The following is an 18,299-nucleotide window of genomic DNA, read 5'->3' as shown; positions in this document are numbered from 1 at the left end:
CTTTTAATGATATGCCCTTGATCTGGATTAACTTCGTTAAACGTTAAGTCTATTAAAACTAAAATGTACTTAACTTAGTACTAAGCTTCAACCAACATACGACCGCGCATTTCCATGTGTAATGCATGACAGAACCAATTACAGTAATACCAATAAACACCGGGTTTATTTGCCATAAAAGTAATAGAAGCAGTCGCTTGTGGACCAATTTCCATTTGAGCGCCGTGATCAGTCATACAAAAACCGTGGGTTACATCTTCTACTTGGTCGAGGTTAGTGACGATAACAGTCACTTCATCACCTAACTTCACTTTAAATTCAGTCATACCGTAAGTTGGCGCGATTGAGGTCATGTAAACGCGTACTTTTTTACCATCACGAATAATTTTGTTTTCAGAGTACACATCTACGCCATCACGTTTTGCTATAGCAATTGTTTCTGCAAACATTGGATCCGTACGAGGCCACAATTTTAATGGTTTCATTTTAGTGCGGTGTACCATCATACAATCATGTGGTTCAGCAAATGCAGGTCCATCATGAACAATTTTCATTTCGTCACCTGAAATGTCAATTAATTGATCGTTTTCTGGACGTAAAGGACCAACAGGTAAAAATCTGTCTTTAGAAAACTTACATAAAGAGACTAACCATTTACCATCAGCATCACGTGTTTCTCCCATTGTTGTATGGTTGTGACCGGGTTGATAATGAACATCTAGTTTTTGACGAATATAGTTCACTTTCTTACCATTGTGGGCATCAATAGCATCTTGAACATTCCACTTAGCAATTTGGCTATCAAGAAATAATGTTGTGTACGCATTACCTTTGTTATCAAATGCGGTATGAAGTGGGCCTAAACCTAATTCTGGTTCCGCAATAATCGTATCACGTGGTTTAATTTCATCAGCGAATAATGCATCTAATTTTTTAATTGAGATGATTGAAACGGTCGGTGATAATTTACCGTTAGCGATGAAATACTCACCATTAGGTGACGTGTTCAAACCATGTGGTGATTTAGGAACCGGAATATAACGCGTTAATTGAGAGCCTTTACGACCATCTAAAACAGGTACATTGTTGCCATTATAAGTTTTGAATTTACCTGCCTTAACTGCAGCTTCACAACGCGCTAGACTAAATACAACAACATGATCGCGTTCAGATGTGATCATTTCACCCAAGCTCATCCCCATTTCTGAGTTGTAACATGTAGATGCAAAATATTTTCCATCATAATCAGCGTCGGTATTATCTAAGTTACCATCAACGATGACTTGGAAAGCCATTTCCATCGTTTCCGCATCAATCACGTTATATATTGAACGATAAGTACTTACATCTTCTAAAGAGGCTTTACCATCATTGACAATTGGCACCTCAAACTCGCCATTACATACTATGTATTTTGTATAGGGTACTTTTTGTACACGTAAACCGTGAATTGCTTGTGTATTAGGAACGGTAAGCATTTTATCCGTTTTCATCACATCACATCGAATGCGTGCTACACGTGTATTTGATTTATCGTTAATGAAAACATATTTACCGTTATAACGACCGTCAGTCATACTCATATGAGGGTGATGCGTATCGCCAACCATAATATTGGCACTATCGCCTTTAATACGTTTAGACTCGTTTGTTAAGCCCCAACCAGTCGCACTATCAATGTTAAAGACAGGAATACGCATTAACTCACGCATTGATGGAATACCCATAATACGTACTTCACCAGATTGACCACCTGACCAAAAACCATAATACTCATCTAAATCACCAGGATGAACAAACGGATCACTGCCGGCATCTTTAGCACGAGCTTGTGCCATTGATGAAAACATAGCTGCCGTCATTGGAGCAGCAACAACACCAGCACCTAATATCGCTGTTTTACCAAAAAACTTACGTCTACCTTCGTTCTCTAACTCTACGTTATTAGAGCTTTTATCGTCATTACTCATTACTTTTCTCCATTATGGTTAATTTTTTTAATATTGATTCCAACACTTGCTTGTATACTTTTATTTACTTGTTAACCGACATTTACTGCTTCTATTTCTGTTTCTTTATACTTTGCTTTTTTGCGTGCTAATTTTTTCAATGGTGGGCATTTTTCATCGTTAAAGTAAGTGACTTGGCAGTCGAGACAATAGTGACACTCGCGCATATTGATCACGCCATTAGGGTCTATCGCTTGAATTTCACACTCTTTAGCACAGGTTTTACAAGGCTGACCACATTCAGGGCGACGACGTAACCAGCTAAATAAACGAATACTATTACTGGTTGATAATGCAGCGCCTAATGGGCACAAATAACGACAAAAGAATTTGCGATTAAAGATATTGATAATCAAGAGTACTGATGCATATAAAACAAATGGCCATTCTCTATCAAATTTTAATAAGAACGTTGTTTTAAAAGGTTCAACTTCAGCGAAATGTTCAGCCAGTGATAATGATTCCATCGACAAACCAAAAAGTGCTAATAGAATCAGATACTTAATGGCCCATAATCTTTCATGCACGGCCCAAGGTAATTCAAATTGTGGTATTTTTATGTAGCGAGCAAAGATATTCATCAACTCTTGTAAAGCGCCAAATGGGCACAACCAGCCACAATAAACCGCCCGGCCCCATAAAATCATGGTAACGGCTGCCGCTCCCCATAAAATAAATATAATCGGGTCGAGTAAGAATAAATCCCACGAAAAATCAGACATTAAGGCTTGTAAGAAAGTAAATACATTGACCACAGACAACTGGCCACCCCATGACCAACCAATAAAGACGACAGTAATAATCAAAAACAAATGACGGAAGTTGTGCATAAAAGTTGGGTGGCGTACCAATATATCTTGAAAAAACAAACTCATGACAACGATAGCAAGTAAAATAATCAAGATAATGACTTCAGCTTCTTTCTCTTGCCAAACTTCTTGAATCAAGGTTAACTCTGGCTCAGGATAAATAAGAGCTGGACGGTCAACATACTTATCTAATGTGTGATAATCGCCTTTGAAAGAGGTAAATAAGCTATCGACTGCGCCTAATTGGCGGCGAACAAGTAACTCCACCTGCCAATCAACACCGGGGTTAAACTGGTGCTCGGCACGGACAATAAATAATGACATTTCTTTAAATCTAGGTGCGCCAGCAATATAAAGATCAGTAACACGGTTATGATCTAAATCACGAAAGGCAAAGGCTTCGTTATTTTGTAGTATTTGAATACGATCAAAAATACCGCCACGCACATAACCCGACCCTTTATAAGAATAGCCATTTCCCAGCATAATAATGGCATGTTCACCCTCTTTAAGGCTTGCCATTAACCATTGATATTCACTATCGCCTAATAAGTTACGACCCACCGTTGGGATATCAGCCTGAGCAAAGTAAATTTCAGCAAACAGCTGTTGTTTCTGCTCTGCACTTGCTTCATCAACATGCTCAACTCTAGTCCCCGCAAACGCTTCATCAACTATTTTTCTATTTAAGGCTAATTTTCGAATGGAGCCGTCACCAAGAAGTCCTTGCCAATCAAGCTTTTGATAGACATCTGGGTATATTCTGGACATAGGTTGAATAATGTCTTGGCTAGCTTTAATAATACCTAAAGAACGAGCGACTTTTGTTGCCGCTTTAGTAATTGCTACATTCATCACCATGACAGTAACAGTTGCACCAGAAAGCCCATCGATATGAATAACGCCTTCCTTGTTATTGCCACCGACCTTTAATCTGTCACTTACGTTTAAACCATTATATTGATCAGCAAATTCATACAGTTTACTTTCAGGGATGCCAGCAAGAATAATAGGTTCATGATGCTCTAGAACTTTAGCTCCCAAATAAACACCTGCTGGGCTAATGGCGACTAACATATTGACTGGCTCACCAGAATAAGCTGGCATTTTAGCTAAGTCGTTTGTTTCAAAAGCATAGCCAATAATGTCTTTGTCTTTATATATGGTCCAAATTAACGGTTCACCTTGCTTATCTGATATTGATGTTGCTTCTGGGAATATTTCATGGATAAGTGGAATAGGGTCTTTAGGCGGGCTAACAAACAAAGCTTGTGCAGGCATTACTACAGATAAAAATATCGAAAGCATTAATAGCAAACTGTTAATTTTAGATGTCTTTACTCTATTCTTAGCCATGACTTAACATTCTTTTATTTAATTTTAATTCAGTAAACCTAAAGGTACTACTGCGACAATATGTCGCATATATTACGCTCACGGTTAAACAGTGATCTGATGTAGATCAATAAACAAAAGAAAAATAACCCTCCAAAATATAGGGTTAAAGAAACATTAGTATCAGGAAAGGTAACAACTAGCGTCGTAGAATATCTGCAGTGGCTGTAGAGTGATAACGGTGGTGTTTCAATTTAGGTAATCGATAATCGAGATTAGTTTAGGGGCAGAACTCTACTGGCAGCGGATAATAATGACGATGATGGTTATGGTATCAATGGTGGTTATGGCAGCAATGGTGTCATTACTAGCAATACTAGCAATACTAGCAATGCAGAATAAAAGTTAGTTTAGAAGCAGAACTCTACTGGCAGCAGATAAAGTCGACAACTAGTATCACTATCGTATATTGATATCTGGTGTAGTATTAATGTCGCCATCTTCGCTTATAGTTGCTGGTGTACCATTTTTTAAAACAAGAACAGCAGTACTGCCACTCGATGTAAACCGGGTAAAGCGGAGTTCATAGCCGTATTTAGTTAAACTTAGTGCAGCAAAACGTTGAGCTAACGTTAATTTTTTCCAATTATTATCAGATTCAAACTCACTGTCATCAAAATATTGTCGCCGTTCGATTAAATTATTTCTCTCGGGTTTATTTTCCATAGTGCGGCTCAATACTGTATTTAATATTTGGTTCAACAAAATAACAACTCGACAACTTTAATGAGTGGGATTTATCGGTTAACAACTTTAACTCGACACTTAAATTAAGCACAAATTATTCCAAGATTAAAATACTGTTATTTAACAACGAACTGAAGATGAAGCATTCTGTGCTTACGACTAGATTTAGCGTTAGTGTAAAAAAAATTGACGAATAATTATTAAGCAATTATGCTGGATTTTATTACTGAGATAATAAATAAAAGTCATTATGATTTTAGCGTAAAACACCTGACTCTTTAATGCACTGATAAAAAAGCCAGTAATAAATACTGGCTTATACATAGGTTATAAATATGTGAGGTTATTTTACTGTTACTTTAGCAAATTTACGTTTGCCAACTTGGTAAATAGCCGTAGTCCCCGAAGCAATACGTAACTTGCTGTCGGTAATTTTTTCACCTTCAATTTTAGCCGCCCCTTGCTTAATCATTCGCATGGCATCTGAAGTACTCGCTACTAAGCCCGCTTCTTTTAGTAGGTTAGCAATAGCGATGTCACCACTGTCATCGGCTATCTGAACTAATTTATCCTCAATTTCATCAGGCATTGCGCCTTTTTGAAAACGATTAATAAATTCTTGATGTGCCGCCTCAGCCGATTCATCATCATGAAAACGAGCAATTAACTCTTTGGCTAAATCGATTTTTACATCGCGAGGGTTCATTCCTTCAGCAATTTTTGTTTTATAGCCAGCAATTTCTTCCATTGGCTTAAAACTCAACAGTTCATAATAGCGCCACATCAATACATCAGAAATAGACATTATTTTACCAAACATTTCTGTTGGGCTATCCGTTATACCAATATAGTTATTAAGCGACTTAGACATTTTCTGTACACCGTCTAACCCCTCTAAAAGAGGCATCATTAAGACCGTTTGCGGTCGTTGCCCCTCTGATTTTTGTAATTCGCGCCCCATTAACAAATTAAATTTCTGATCAGTGCCACCTAGCTCAACATCAGCCTCTAAGGCTACAGAATCCCAGCCCTGAACGAGAGGATACATAAACTCATGAATGGCAATAGATTGACCGCTGGTGTAACGTTTTTTAAAATCATCACGTTCCATCATACGGGCAACCGTCTGACGAGATGCCAGTTTTAACATACCAGCAGCGCCTAGCTTATCCATCCAGGTAGAGTTAAAAGCAACCGTTGTTTTAGCTGGGTCTAGAATTTTAAAAACTTGTTCTTTATAAGTTTCAGCATTTGCCAGCACGTCTTCTCTTGTTAACGCTTTACGCGTAACATTTTTACCGGTTGGATCACCTATCATGCCAGTGAAGTCGCCAATTAAGAAAATAACTTCATGGCCAAGTTGTTGAAACTGACGCAACTTATTAATTAATACCGTATGACCTAGATGCAAGTCTGGTGCTGTAGGGTCAAACCCTGCTTTAATTTTTAGTGGCTTTCCCGTTTTTAATTTTTCTAGTAATTCACTCTCTAGCAAAATTTCTTCTGCACCACGCTTAATTTCAGCAAACGCTTGGCTGACATCAGTCATCGACTTAGCTCCAAAAAATATAATCATAATTTATTGCTCGATTCTACTGCAATAATGCCTTGGGTGAAAAGCCTTAAGTTAATATTTAGGGCAATTGTTCTATTTTTTAATTATTGCAACTTGTTTTTCAAGGAAGAAGTGCCGCTGAGTCCCCGAGATCACTCACCTTTACGGTAATTAAATTTTACTCAAGGCTATTTTTTGATATAGTAAACGATAGCTATCGTATTAAGATACATGAAATTAGGTTGTAGTCTGTTGAAAAACATAAAAAAATTCTATTTACAGTTACCAAAACCGCATAGGGTAATTATTAGCTCATTCAGCATAATTGTGTTGTTGTTACTCCTTATTCCTTCGGAAAAGGCAACAGCCAGTCGTCAATTGACAGATACGTCACTAGAAATAGGTAAACGTTACGCATTAGCTTTACCTGAAGTTGAAGTTGAAGTTGAAGTTGAAGATATCTCCTTAGACACGCCTGCTAGCAATATCGAATCATCAATAAATAAAGAAAATATAACGGCACCTATTAACAGTGAAGAAGAGACACTAACCTGGAAAAAAGCAAAAGTACGCAGTGGTGACTCTCTTGCCAAAGTATTTAAACGCCTTGGCTATAGCGCGAGAACAACATACGACGTGAGCTCAGCAAAAGGTGACTACAGTAAATTATTGAAAAAAATTAATGTTGGTGATGTCTTTCATATAGGCCAAAACGCAGCAGGAGAGCTAGCAGTACTGACCTACCCTTTATCAAAAACAGAAACCTTATATGTAAAACTAATTGATGATGGCAGTTACCAATCAAGTAAAGAAACCAAAACGGTAGAAATTCGAGAAACTATTGCCCACGGTGTTATAAAAAGTAATTTTTGGAATGCTGGTATTGAATCAGGTTTAAACGATGCACAAATAATTAACCTTGCTAATATTTTTGGTTGGGATATCGATTTTGCCTTAGATATTCGTGAAGGGGATAGTTTTCATGTTGTTTTTGAAAATCGATATGTCGATGGCGATCATATAGGTACAGGTAAGATTCTTGCCGCTGAATTTATTAATAAAGATGATCCTTTTCAAGCCATTCGCTTTACAGACGGCGAATATTATTCTCCTGATGGCAGAAGTATGCGCAAAGCTTTTTTACGTGCGCCGGTAAACTTTAGGTATATTAGTTCAAATTTCAAACCAAAGCGTTTTCATCCTATTCAAAAGCGCTGGAAAGCTCATCGTGGTACTGATTACCGTGCAAATAAAGGTACACCTGTTGTAGCTGCAGGTAATGGGAAAGTGACCCATTCAACCTATAACAAATATAATGGTAATTACGTATTTATTCAGCATGGTAATGGCATTGAGACTAAATATTTACACTTTTCAAAACGAAATGTTAAAAAAGGGCAACGGGTAAAGCAAGGTGACGTTATTGGTTATGTCGGCTCAACTGGCATGTCAGAAGCATCACATTTACATTATGAATTTTTACTTAATGGCGTACACCGTAATCCAAGAACGGTAAAGTTACCTGATGCTAAACCCATTAATAAGAAATATGCTGCTGAGTTTTCGGTATTATCAAGCCAACGCTTAATGGAACTTTCAGGCTCTAGACAAGCTTTGTTGGCGATGCAGACGCATTAACCCTCTTTAGCCCAATAATAATTAGCGAGTATAAATGACAAAAGCTACGTTTTATATTGGGTTAATGTCTGGCACTAGTGCCGATGGCATTGACTTAGCCCTTGTTGACTTTACTAGTGGAAGTGCCGAACTAGTTGCTAGTTATTATCAAGCATATGACAATGTCACTCGACAAAAAATCACTGAGCTTTATCTACCCAATCATAACGAAATAGACAGAGCCTTTTCACTTGATATTACTCTTGCCCATCAATTTAGTGAGGCAATAAGTACACTATTAGACAAAGAAAACTTAGTAGCTGCTGATATTATTGCTATTGGTAATCACGGTCAAACCATTCGACATCGCCCAACTCAAAGCTCTGCTATTGAAGCGCCTTTTACTTTACAAATAGGCTGTAATCAAACGTTAGCGGTATTAACCGGCATTAGAGTTATTGGTGACTTTAGAACAAAAGATATTGCCTTAGGTGGACAAGGTGCTCCTTTAGTCCCTGCATTTCACCAATTCTTATTACCTGCCACTGAAAAAGAAACTTTTTTAGTGAATATAGGCGGCATAGCTAATATCACTTTTTTGCCTAAAAAAAACTCGTCTAAAAGTGTATTAGGCTTTGATACCGGCCCAGGGAACGCTCTTTTAGATGCATGGTGCTTTGAACACTCAGGAAAGAGATTTGACAATAACGGCGACTGGGGAAGCTCTGGAACGATTAACCAAGCACTATTAATACAGTTACTAAGTGATGACTACTTTTTGTTATCAGCCCCCAAAAGTACAGGCCGTGAATATTTTACCTTGCAATGGTTAGCGCCCTTTCTCACCCCATTACAAATAAGCGCTGTCGACGTACAAGCAACCCTCACCGCCTTAACTGCTTGTTCTATAGCCGCCGACATTAAAAAAACATCAAATTCAGCAGATGTATATTTATGCGGAGGAGGAATCGATAATAATTTTTGTTATAAGCTTATAAAGCAAGAGCTTAACAACTTCAATGTTAATAAGATACATTCACTAAAGCTGAATAATAACGCACTTGAAGCAATGGCATTTGCTTGGCTCGCATTCGCTTATGACAAAAAAATCTATGGAAATATCCCAGCAGTAACAGGGGCTAGAAAGTCAACAGTACTCGGCTGTGAGTTTTTTGCCTAATTCACTCTAGACCTAAGTAACTTTATCTTTATAATAAAATATTACCTGTTTAAGTAAATATGCTCATTTAGCAGATTAATTGAACTAAACAATCTATTGTAAATCTAAATAACATAGGGTTTATTTATCAATGTCAACACAGCAATTTAGGCGAGGAGGTTCAATGGAATTTCATGATATTCATATTGGTATGAAATGCGGTAGTAAAAAAGGTAGTGGTACAGTCACCTGGATTGACGGTTCAACGCGCACTATTTATATGGCAAATACAGAAGAAAACAATAGCTTTGAAGTGGACTTTGAAGAAATCATAGAAGACCCTCAAGCACATAATAATACTGACGCCTATTATTAATCACTATGGTGACCCATTACATAAAATAAAAAGCCTCTTTTTTAAAGAGGCTTTTTATTCGATAATAAACCTTTATTTCAATAGGTTAACCGCCAACCTTCAAATTGGGTAAGTTAGTATTTGCAATCGTCGATAATACAAGTGAGACCATAAAAAAGAAGAATGTTGTTGCCCCTATCGTCGCTCGAAACACCTCATCATTGTTCTCTGAAAACGTTAAAACTCCGCCAAAAACCATAGCAAGCATAAAACAAATAATGCCAGTAACCTTAGCCAATTTTTGTAAAAAACCTTTTTTAGTTTGTGTTAACTCTGTAGTTATTTCTTTGCTTGTGCAATTTTCGCCATTTTTATGTGCTGACATCGTAGAACTCTCCTCAATGATCAATAACCGTATAATAAAACAACACGTTGATCATAATTAAACACCGCCATTTTTTGTTAAATATAACGGCTAAATATTACATTTTAAATTGTGATAATTGCTGATTAAGCTCGTAAGCTAACTCGAGTAACTGTTCACTTATCTCTTTACCACGTATCGCATCTTTACTTGATTTTTCTGCAACGTCACTAATATTGACAACATTGACATTAATTTCGTCAGCCGCTAAATTTTGTTGCTGTGCTGCACTAGCAATTTGTGTGTTTAAATCATCAAGCTCTGTTATTTGCGACGTTATTTCCACTAATAAACTGGCTACATTCGTTACATCTTCTGCCTTTTCATTTGCCTGCTGACTAACATCATTCATAGAGTTAACCGCATTACTGGCATCGACTTGTAATCCCCTAATCGTTAACTGGATTTGGTCAATAGACTCTCTGGTACGCGTGGCTAATGAGCGTACTTCATCGGCAACCACTGCAAAGCCTCGCCCTTGCTCTCCGGCTCTTGCTGCTTCAATAGCGGCATTCAATGCCAATAAATTGGTTTGTTCGGCAATACTGGTTATTACTTCTAAAACACCTCCTACTTCATGAGTTTTGTCGCTTAATGCAGCTATCATAGCGGTATTATCAATTACCTTATCACGCAATAAACCAATGCCATCTTTAGCATTTTCAACTAATTCCAAGCCTTGCGTTGCTTTTTCTCGTACCGACAGTGAATTCTCAGCGGCGGTTTGAGTATTACGATGTACTTCACTCGCAGATGTATCTAGTTCATTAATTGCAGCGGCTACAGAGTCGGTGCCGTTCTTTTGTTGAAGCACAGCCGCACGCATTAAATTCGATATTTCATCAACACTTTTTGCTGAATCAATTAATTTGTCTGTTGTTGATGAGATGGATAAAAAACTTGTTCTAAATTTTTGCATCATGCTATTCAATGCCACACTTACTGCACCTAATTCATCATCATGATGTACTTTGATTTCTTTGTTCAAATCTAAATTATGTTCTACATCGTTAATGGTTTTTCTAAGTCGTTTGAGGCGACTAAAAATCAATTTTTTTATGGTTAAACTTAATAACCAAAAACTAACAACAGTGATAACTAACTGTAGGATCGCTGCTTGAGTTATAGAACTCATAATTTGCTGGTCAACTTTAGACAGATCATAGGTCACCTTTACCGCGCCTAATATTTCATTTTCTTTGACTTGATGACAGGTTAAACAGTTAGTGCCACGGTAATCTGAACTGGCACGAATAGGCGAAATAAAACTCATCATTCGCTTACCGTCACGTTCAAAAACATCAAACGCTTTAGTGCCGTTTATACCTTGTTGTTCAAAATTACCGACCGCTTTTTGATCAGCAAAACCGTCACCAAAAATAGCCGTTAAAGCAGGCGCTCGAATAATACGTGCCTCAACAATTTCATCTTGGCTCTGTATTTTATTTTGTATTAACTGACGATTTACTATTGTCCCGGTTAACATCATAGTATTTACAGAGTCAAAATAATTAAGTGCTAAACTTTCTAGGTTACGTTCAACAAAATTTTCACTGAGCTCTTTTTCATCATAATAAAAGAATATGACTGTGGTACTTAAGAACGCTATTGCGATAAGTACTAATGCAGCATTAATCTTTACTGCCAATGATAGTGTAGAAAACATTGTGTTCATGAACCCGATAGTTAAAAGTCATTAAAGTGTAAATTATTATCATAATAAAACTTTGATTTACTTTAACAATCGAGCATATATTTTTATCTATTTATAATAAAACCAACCATTTTATAACTCATCTCTTTACTTATTTATTTATTATCTTCATAGATCGAGGGCAATTGTAGAAATGGAATAAAGATGGAAACCGTTAAATACAATCGGAAACTGGAATTATTAAGTTTAAGCGCAGTATCTGCCACAAAGCGGTCTAAATTTACGAATAAAAATCATCCTTCGTAACGATCTCTTTGATACGTTAGCGGACGTTAGTTTTGGCTTATCGAGCAACAAGTTTTCCGACAGAGTGGTTGTTAAAATTTTATAGCTTCATGGGAGAAGAACTGAATTAACTCAATTCAACCAAATAGTATTTCCTCCGTTAAAAAGCGTATTTGAATTTAACAATTATTTAACCTAAGCTAATTTACTTATAACAGGGAGTACATAATGAAATTTATTCTACTACTAGGTATTGGGGCATCAATTTTCTTGGTTGTCGCATGTTCAAATAACGATGCAACCAGGCTTGACGATACACCCGCCTCAATAACAAGCATTCAGCAAATAAAAGAGCCAACATTCGATGCACCTTCAGGTTGGTCGAAAACGAATGATAATAATAGCATTATCTTCACTCCCCCCGAAGGCAATGCCACGCTGGCATTAGTAAATTTATCCTCTGCTCCGAATGCTATAACAGCAGCACAGCTTGCCTTTACAAAAATCGAACCTAATTTTTCTCGTAAGGTAAAACTAGTTACAGAAGAAGCACCTCAGAATGGTTGGGACACTATTAGTGAAATTGAATTTCAAACATCGCCAGCCGAAGAACGTTTGATTTATGCCTATCCTCATGAATATAAGGGGCAATGGTCTGTTATTTTGCTTAATGGCCACTTAGGCACCATTGCAAAAAGAGGAGCTGCTGCAAGGGGAATGTTGGGAAGCCTGACTCGATTTGGGTTTACATCTGAAGATTTATCGGGGCGTACTGCTGCAACTATGGGGCCCGATAAACTAAAGGCTCTCTTAGACTTCGTTAAAACATCAGCCCGAGGTTTATTTGTTCCTGGTGTTGGAGTGGGCATAATACAAAACGGTAAACTTGTTTATTCAGGTGGGGTTGGAGTAAAAAATATTGATAGCGGTGCACCCATTGATGGTGACACGCGGTTTATGATCGCTTCTAACACAAAGGGAATGACAACTTTACTTTTGGCAAAGCTTGTTGAGATGGGTCGTCTCAATTGGAGTGATTCTGTGGTCGAACATTACCCAAAGTTTCGTTTGGGTGATGATCAGACAACAGAAAGTGTACAAATTAAACACCTAGTTTGTGCATGTACAGGATTACCGCGTAAAGATTTCGAATGGGTTTTTAATAACACCCCAGACACACCTGTAACAACTATCTTTGATGATTTAGCAGCAACTGAACCTACGAGTGATTTTGGTGAACTGTACCAATATAATAACCAAATGGCAGCCGCAGCGGGTTACGTTGCAGGTCATTTGTTTTACCCTGAGATGGAAATTGGCGCGGCATATGATCGCGCAATGCAAGAATACATCTTTGATCCACTTGGTATGAACAATACGACATTGGACTTTACTTTAGCGATTAAAGGAAATGTAGCCTCGCCATACGGTGTAGATTATGATGGTACTGTTGTATCAATACCTCAAACAGCATCGTTTGGATTTAATCATACAGTTATTGCTGATCGCCCAGCAGGGGCAGCTTGGTCAACCACAACAGATATGTTGAAATATATTCAAAATGAATTGGCTGCAGGTATTGGACCAAACGGTAACCGTCTTTTTGCGGAAGAGCCTTTATTAGAGCGTCGAAAACCAACTGTCAAGACAGGGGCAAATTCATCTTACGGTATGGGGTTGAGTAATCGAGATATAAGTGGGATTAAAATTGTTCAGCATGGTGGCTCTATGGCAGGATATCTATCACAAATAGTAATTATTCCTGAAGCTAACGTAGGCGCGGTTATTCTTACAAATTCTGATCAAGGAGGACGTTTGCTAGCGCCTTTCGGACGAAAATTAGTTGAACTTTTATATGATGGTAAGTCCGAGGCAGTTGCTACGATCGAGGCTTCTGTAGAGAGTACAAACGCCTACTTAGCCAAAGAACGTGCAGAACTGACTATTCCTGCCGATCCAAAAGTTGTGGCTGATCTAGCACTTCAATATCACAGTCTAGAGCTTGGTACTATCGATATTCGTCGTGAGAACGGCTCTACAATATTAGATACAGGGATTTGGTCTGCGCCTTTGGCTACAAAGAGCAATGATGATGGAACAATGTCTCTTATAGTGACGGAAGGAGCGGCTCGTGGTTATGTCGATTTAATTATTGGCATAACAGATGGTAACCGCACTCTTAGTCTCTTAGATTCTCAGCATAGCTATATTTTTACAGAAGTAAATTAATATAGTTCATCAACAATGAGTGAGGGTCGCTTCACTCATTGTTGACATTAGTATTTAGGGGAATAGATTAAATCACACTGAAATCGAACAAGTTTTAATAAAAGGCCAATGGCTGCTCAAGGTTCTAGATTGCTATTTAAGAGTCGAATGCCTTCGGCATAATGAGCTTAAACAGCCTCACAAATCAGCAAAAAATTTCAGTTAGTATTACCATAAATATGATCAAGGATGCACAAAAGATAATGTCGGCTTATGGCTATCAGTTGCCCTAAAGAATAAACAGTAGTTAACGTCAACAATGCCGACTTTTCTGACTGTAATACTAAAATATAATCATAATAAGAAACAGACAGTTCGCGTTTGAATAGATCTGATAAGGCGTCTTTTTTGTTGCAGAAAACTTTATAAAGCATCTAATGAAAACATACCAACAGAGTCTACTTTTAGTCAAAGCATCAACAGATAAACAACGTTACCAGCAGGTTTGCCTGAGCGCTAACAAAACTTAACTTGACGTCACATTATATTAAAGCCAGTGCTCTTCCATCTTGAATTGAAAGTATTGTTAAACTTAAGGTTTGCTTGTTCAAATAGATCAGCCGTTAGTGATGATAAGTTTAAGATGTTTGTGGCAGAATTCATTCGATGTCTCTTTTGGCTTTTTACGTTGTCTAGTTAACAAGTATTTACCACATTGAGACATCACTTATTTAAAATCATCGTCTTATTATCATTGTTTTATTATATTTGAATCACGAAACTTGAGTTGATTTTATACAAAAATGTTTAGTTGTTATTTTAAACTTATCATACGACCTTTTTACGTTGATCTGCTAAGCCCATGGCGAGTATAAAAGGGTTTTCCTTTTGCTGCGCTATAAAATTAGCTTTGCTTTGTAAATTAAGCCAATGATGGCTGATCAAACTCTGCGCTACTGCGCCACCTAAGGTAGCACCTGGGCCCAGAATAATAAGCTTATCGGGCGCAAACTCTTTAATGGCTACCTCGATCGCTTTTGAAAAGTTATAAGGTTCTACCACTTGTGTATTAAGCGTGTAGTTATGTAATTGCTCAACATCGCAACTATAAGGTTGCCACACTTGCCCTAAGCCATCAATTAACGGTATTTCAGGGGCATTAAACAGTTGTGCTGGCAATAGTTCCACCGCCCGCTTTGAAACATCACTTAGCAGCGGCGTATGAAAAGCCGCATGGTTAAATAAATTCATTGGATAACGGTCTTGCACCACAGGTAGTAACGCTTCTAACGCTTTCAAACCGGCCTTGTTACCACCAAATACTATATAACCACCTAAATTAATCGAGACATAAACTTCACATTCACTTTGTTGATTTGCTTGTGCTAACCATTGCATAACCTTGTGTTCTTGCTCTCGCTCAATATTCCACTCATCGTTAATGATTGGATATATCATTTGTCCGCCAATCACACCTTTTGTCATCATCGAGCCCATGGTATTAATTAGCTTAATAGCTTGTTTGGGCTTTAATGCGCCAGCAACCGCTAATGCTATATACCAACCCATGGAGTTGCCAGTAACCGCGACAATGTCAAACTCGTCTTTATTAATGGCTTGATAATCTGATAACGCACAAGCATAAATAAGTGCCGAAGCATTTTCACCAGCAGTATGGGTACGCATACTGTAATTTTCCATACCATCAAGTTCAGAAACTTTCATTTGCCCTTGGCTGTCGCGAAAATCATCAATTAGAGAAACTATTTCGGTTTTATCGCTATGCAAACGCTGTAAATATCCTAGTTCTTCTTTATTGTAGGTACCTCGGCCAGGGCAAATAACTACCGCTCTTTGCTTTTTCTTATTCATGGCTTTTACTAGTGCTTTATCGGTATTTTTTATTGACGAACTCATTGGCAAATCTCCTTCGCAGCATCGACAATATTCTTAACCGATGGTAATACCTCATAGGCCGCAGCGCCTAGAGGAATAAAGCTATCACTGGCGGTAACGCGTTTTATTTTAGGACATTCACTTGTTTTCTCATGAATTAAAGTCACTAGCGCTTCACTAATTGAGCCCGTTTGACGACATTCATCAACAATAAGCACATGCTCACAATCATTCACTTGCGCCAAAATACCTTTTTCATCTAATGGTGCTAACCAACGTAAATCAACAACACGTGCATCAATACCCTGCTCTGCTAATTTTGCTTGTGCTTGGCGCGATAAATAATTGCCATTGCCATACGTTAAAATACACAGTTGTTTACCTGAGCCAGCAACCTTAACGCCTAAATCGATACTGCTGTCTGCCAATTCAGGAGGCTGATACTCAAAGGTCCATAAACCATCACCTTCTTGGTGTAGGTCTTTCGCCATGTACAACGCTATTGGCTCTAAAAATATCACCATACGTTGTTGCTCTTGCGCTAAACGCACACTAGCGCGCATCATTTCAACTGCATCGGCACCATTTGACGGACAAGCGATGATTAATCCTGGAATATCGCGAAAAACGGCAAAAGAGTTATCATTATGAAAATGACCACCAAAACCTTTTTGGTAGGCCAAACCCGCAATGCGGATCACCATGGGATTAGTAAATTGCCCATTTGAGAAAAACGGTAATGTCGCCGCTTCGCCACGAATTTGATCTTCAGCGTTGTGCACATAAGCTAAAAATTGAATTTCAGGGATAGGTAAAAAACCGTTGTGAGCCAAACCAATAGCGGTACCTAAAATCGTTTGCTCATCTAACAAGGTATTAATCACCCGGCTTTTGCCAAAACGTTCACATAACTTTGCCGTAACGTTATAAACGCCGCCTTTTTTGCCAATATCTTCACCGCACATAACAATACTGGGATATTCAGCCATCAAGTCCATCAATGCCCAGTTAATCAATTTTGCTAAATGCTGTTTTTTAGGTAGGTTATGTTTCTCATGTTTAAAAATTTCTGCGCGAGTTTTATCGCTAACTAACACCGAGCTTCGTGCTTTAGTAACGTTAGGTATAATGCTTGCCATTACGGCATCAGCACTGGTCAGTTTTTCCTTGCTAGCGGCATTTTCAGCAATAACCTCAATGCGCTTTTCAACGTCTTGATAAATATCGATTAGCTCTTCAGTCGTTAAAATATTGTTTTCTAAGATAATGCGCGCGGTGTGTAATAAAGGATCTTGAAACTCTGTTGCCGTAATGTCAGCCATATCACGGTAAACAAACTCAGCATCAGAGCCCGCATGCCCCAAAATACGCACAGTGCGGATATGTAAAAACACGGGTTTACGCAATTCTCGAGCAATTCGCTCTGCTTCTTTTGCGGTTTTATAGGTATCTAAAATATTTAAGCCATCACAATAGAGGTAAGTTAAGCCGGCTCTATTTTCATAATTAGCGGCGATCCAGCCTTCTGGTGTAGCCGTTGAAATACCAATACCATTATCTTCACAGACAAAAACAATTGGCATAGGTATAGACTGATAAGCCGCCCAAGCTGTGCTGTTAATTGCCCCTTGTGTAGTGGAGTGATTCGATGAAGCATCACCAAAGTTACAAATAATGACGCCATCGTCTGGGATCTCACCTTTATGCGCTAAACGTTTTGCTAACGGAATGCTATATGCAGCGCCCATCGCTTTAGGCAAATGCGACGCTATGGTACTTGTTTGTGGCGGAATAGAGAGCGCTTTACTACCAAGCACTTTATGACGACCGCCAGAGATAGGGTCATCTTTTGATGCAGCAAATGACAATAGCATGTCATATAAAATCGTTTGTCCTGGTACTTGCTTACTTCGCTGAATAACAAACGCACCGCTGCGATAATGCAAAAATGCCATATCTGTCGGACGAAATGCCTTAGCATAAGCAGCATTACCCTCATGACCTGAGCTACCAATAGTATAAAAACTTTGACCTTTTTTCTGCATCACACGTGATTGCAAATCAAGGTGGCGACTCATTACTTGGGTTTCAAATAGATCAATAACTTCAGCTGAACTTAATCCAACATCACTAGGAGTTAAAGCACAAGTTGATTCAGGCAAAGTTTGGGCGCGAACAAAGTTAATAAAGTTTTCTTTCACCAGCTGATTACGATCAGACATGATATCTCCACGGGGAATTATTAT

Annotated in this window: 12 protein-coding genes; 4 read left to right on the top strand and 8 right to left on the bottom strand. The window is 38.2% G+C overall.

The annotated features are described in order from the left end of the window. Nucleotides 1-80 precede the first annotated feature (80 nt). From nosZ to tyrS, 4 genes are all read right to left on the bottom strand, one after another. A complete protein-coding gene (nosZ, locus tag H4J70_RS15980; protein ID WP_182216762.1) occupies nt 81-1,970 on the bottom strand; it encodes a TAT-dependent nitrous-oxide reductase in 1,890 nt (629 codons plus the stop codon). A gap of 71 nt (nt 1,971-2,041) precedes the next feature. After that, nucleotides 2,042-4,174: a transcriptional regulator NosR gene (nosR, locus tag H4J70_RS15975; protein WP_182216761.1), complete on the bottom strand. Its 2,133-nt coding sequence runs from the start codon at nt 4,172-4,174 to the stop codon at nt 2,042-2,044. Between the two features lie 438 nt (nt 4,175-4,612). Further along, entirely contained in the window at nt 4,613-4,879 is a 267-nt protein-coding gene (locus H4J70_RS15970) for a hypothetical protein (protein ID WP_070375611.1), read from the bottom strand. Nucleotides 4,880-5,243: 364 nt separating this feature from the next. After that, the gene (tyrS, locus tag H4J70_RS15965; protein ID WP_182244779.1) at nt 5,244-6,449 is read right to left on the bottom strand and encodes a tyrosine--tRNA ligase; all 1,206 of its coding nucleotides are present in this window, start codon (nt 6,447-6,449) and stop codon (nt 5,244-5,246) included. A 237-nt stretch (nt 6,450-6,686) separates the two neighbouring features. On the opposite strand from tyrS, the gene H4J70_RS15960 reads away from it, so the two are divergent. From H4J70_RS15960 to H4J70_RS15950, 3 genes are all read left to right on the top strand, one after another. Then, nucleotides 6,687-8,093, top strand: a complete 1,407-nt coding sequence (locus H4J70_RS15960) for an OapA family protein (RefSeq protein WP_182251448.1) — start codon at nt 6,687-6,689, stop codon at nt 8,091-8,093. Between the two features lie 34 nt (nt 8,094-8,127). Further along, entirely contained in the window at nt 8,128-9,252 is a 1,125-nt protein-coding gene (locus H4J70_RS15955) for an anhydro-N-acetylmuramic acid kinase (protein WP_182251447.1), read from the top strand. A 163-nt stretch (nt 9,253-9,415) separates the two neighbouring features. Further along, nucleotides 9,416-9,607, top strand: coding sequence for a hypothetical protein (locus H4J70_RS15950; RefSeq protein WP_070375607.1), 192 nt, complete (start codon nt 9,416-9,418; stop codon nt 9,605-9,607). An 85-nt stretch (nt 9,608-9,692) separates the two neighbouring features. Here the strand turns inward: H4J70_RS15950 and H4J70_RS15945 are convergent, their stop codons facing one another. Further along, nucleotides 9,693-9,971: a hypothetical protein gene (locus H4J70_RS15945; protein WP_182216753.1), complete on the bottom strand. Its 279-nt coding sequence runs from the start codon at nt 9,969-9,971 to the stop codon at nt 9,693-9,695. A 97-nt stretch (nt 9,972-10,068) separates the two neighbouring features. Beyond that, nucleotides 10,069-11,676, bottom strand: coding sequence for a methyl-accepting chemotaxis protein (locus tag H4J70_RS15940; protein ID WP_182251446.1), 1,608 nt, complete (start codon nt 11,674-11,676; stop codon nt 10,069-10,071). 501 nt (nt 11,677-12,177) lie between these two features. Here H4J70_RS15940 and H4J70_RS15935 point away from each other — a divergent pair. Continuing rightward, the gene (locus tag H4J70_RS15935; RefSeq protein WP_182251445.1) at nt 12,178-14,178 is read left to right on the top strand and encodes a serine hydrolase; all 2,001 of its coding nucleotides are present in this window, start codon (nt 12,178-12,180) and stop codon (nt 14,176-14,178) included. An 807-nt stretch (nt 14,179-14,985) separates the two neighbouring features. Here H4J70_RS15935 and H4J70_RS15930 read toward each other — a convergent pair. Next, nucleotides 14,986-16,074, bottom strand: coding sequence for an ACP S-malonyltransferase (locus tag H4J70_RS15930; protein ID WP_182251444.1), 1,089 nt, complete (start codon nt 16,072-16,074; stop codon nt 14,986-14,988). Continuing rightward, nucleotides 16,071-18,275 (bottom strand): alpha-ketoacid dehydrogenase subunit alpha/beta, encoded by a 2,205-nt coding sequence (locus H4J70_RS15925; RefSeq protein WP_182251443.1) that lies wholly within the window; start codon nt 18,273-18,275, stop codon nt 16,071-16,073. Before H4J70_RS15925 ends, H4J70_RS15930 begins: the two co-directional genes overlap by 4 nt. Between the last annotated feature and the right edge of the window lie 24 nt (nt 18,276-18,299).

The organism is Colwellia sp. BRX8-9, from assembly GCF_014077245.1.
Lineage (GTDB): Bacteria > Pseudomonadota > Gammaproteobacteria > Enterobacterales > Alteromonadaceae > Colwellia_A.
The sequence above is the reverse complement of the archived record's forward strand: the minus strand, read 5'-3'. Positions and strand labels throughout refer to the sequence as shown.

Bases quoted from the DNA above. Each gene is read 5' to 3' on its own strand.
- H4J70_RS15970 (WP_070375611.1), bottom strand. From the start codon at position 4,879: ATGGAAAATAAACCCGAGAGAAATAATTTAATCGAACGGCGACAATAT.
- H4J70_RS15935 (WP_182251445.1), top strand. From the start codon at position 12,178: ATGAAATTTATTCTACTACTAGGTATTGGGGCATCAATTTTCTTGGTT.
- tyrS (WP_182244779.1), bottom strand. From the start codon at position 6,449: ATGACTGATGTCAGCCAAGCGTTTGCTGAAATTAAGCGTGGTGCAGAA.
- H4J70_RS15950 (WP_070375607.1), top strand. From the start codon at position 9,416: ATGGAATTTCATGATATTCATATTGGTATGAAATGCGGTAGTAAAAAA.
- H4J70_RS15960 (WP_182251448.1), top strand. From the start codon at position 6,687: ATGAAATTAGGTTGTAGTCTGTTGAAAAACATAAAAAAATTCTATTTA.
- H4J70_RS15940 (WP_182251446.1), bottom strand. From the start codon at position 11,676: ATGTTTTCTACACTATCATTGGCAGTAAAGATTAATGCTGCATTAGTA.
- nosR (WP_182216761.1), bottom strand. From the start codon at position 4,174: ATGGCTAAGAATAGAGTAAAGACATCTAAAATTAACAGTTTGCTATTA.
- H4J70_RS15930 (WP_182251444.1), bottom strand. From the start codon at position 16,074: ATGAGTTCGTCAATAAAAAATACCGATAAAGCACTAGTAAAAGCCATG.
- H4J70_RS15945 (WP_182216753.1), bottom strand. From the start codon at position 9,971: ATGTCAGCACATAAAAATGGCGAAAATTGCACAAGCAAAGAAATAACT.
- H4J70_RS15925 (WP_182251443.1), bottom strand. From the start codon at position 18,275: ATGTCTGATCGTAATCAGCTGGTGAAAGAAAACTTTATTAACTTTGTT.
- H4J70_RS15955 (WP_182251447.1), top strand. From the start codon at position 8,128: ATGACAAAAGCTACGTTTTATATTGGGTTAATGTCTGGCACTAGTGCC.
- nosZ (WP_182216762.1), bottom strand. From the start codon at position 1,970: ATGAGTAATGACGATAAAAGCTCTAATAACGTAGAGTTAGAGAACGAA.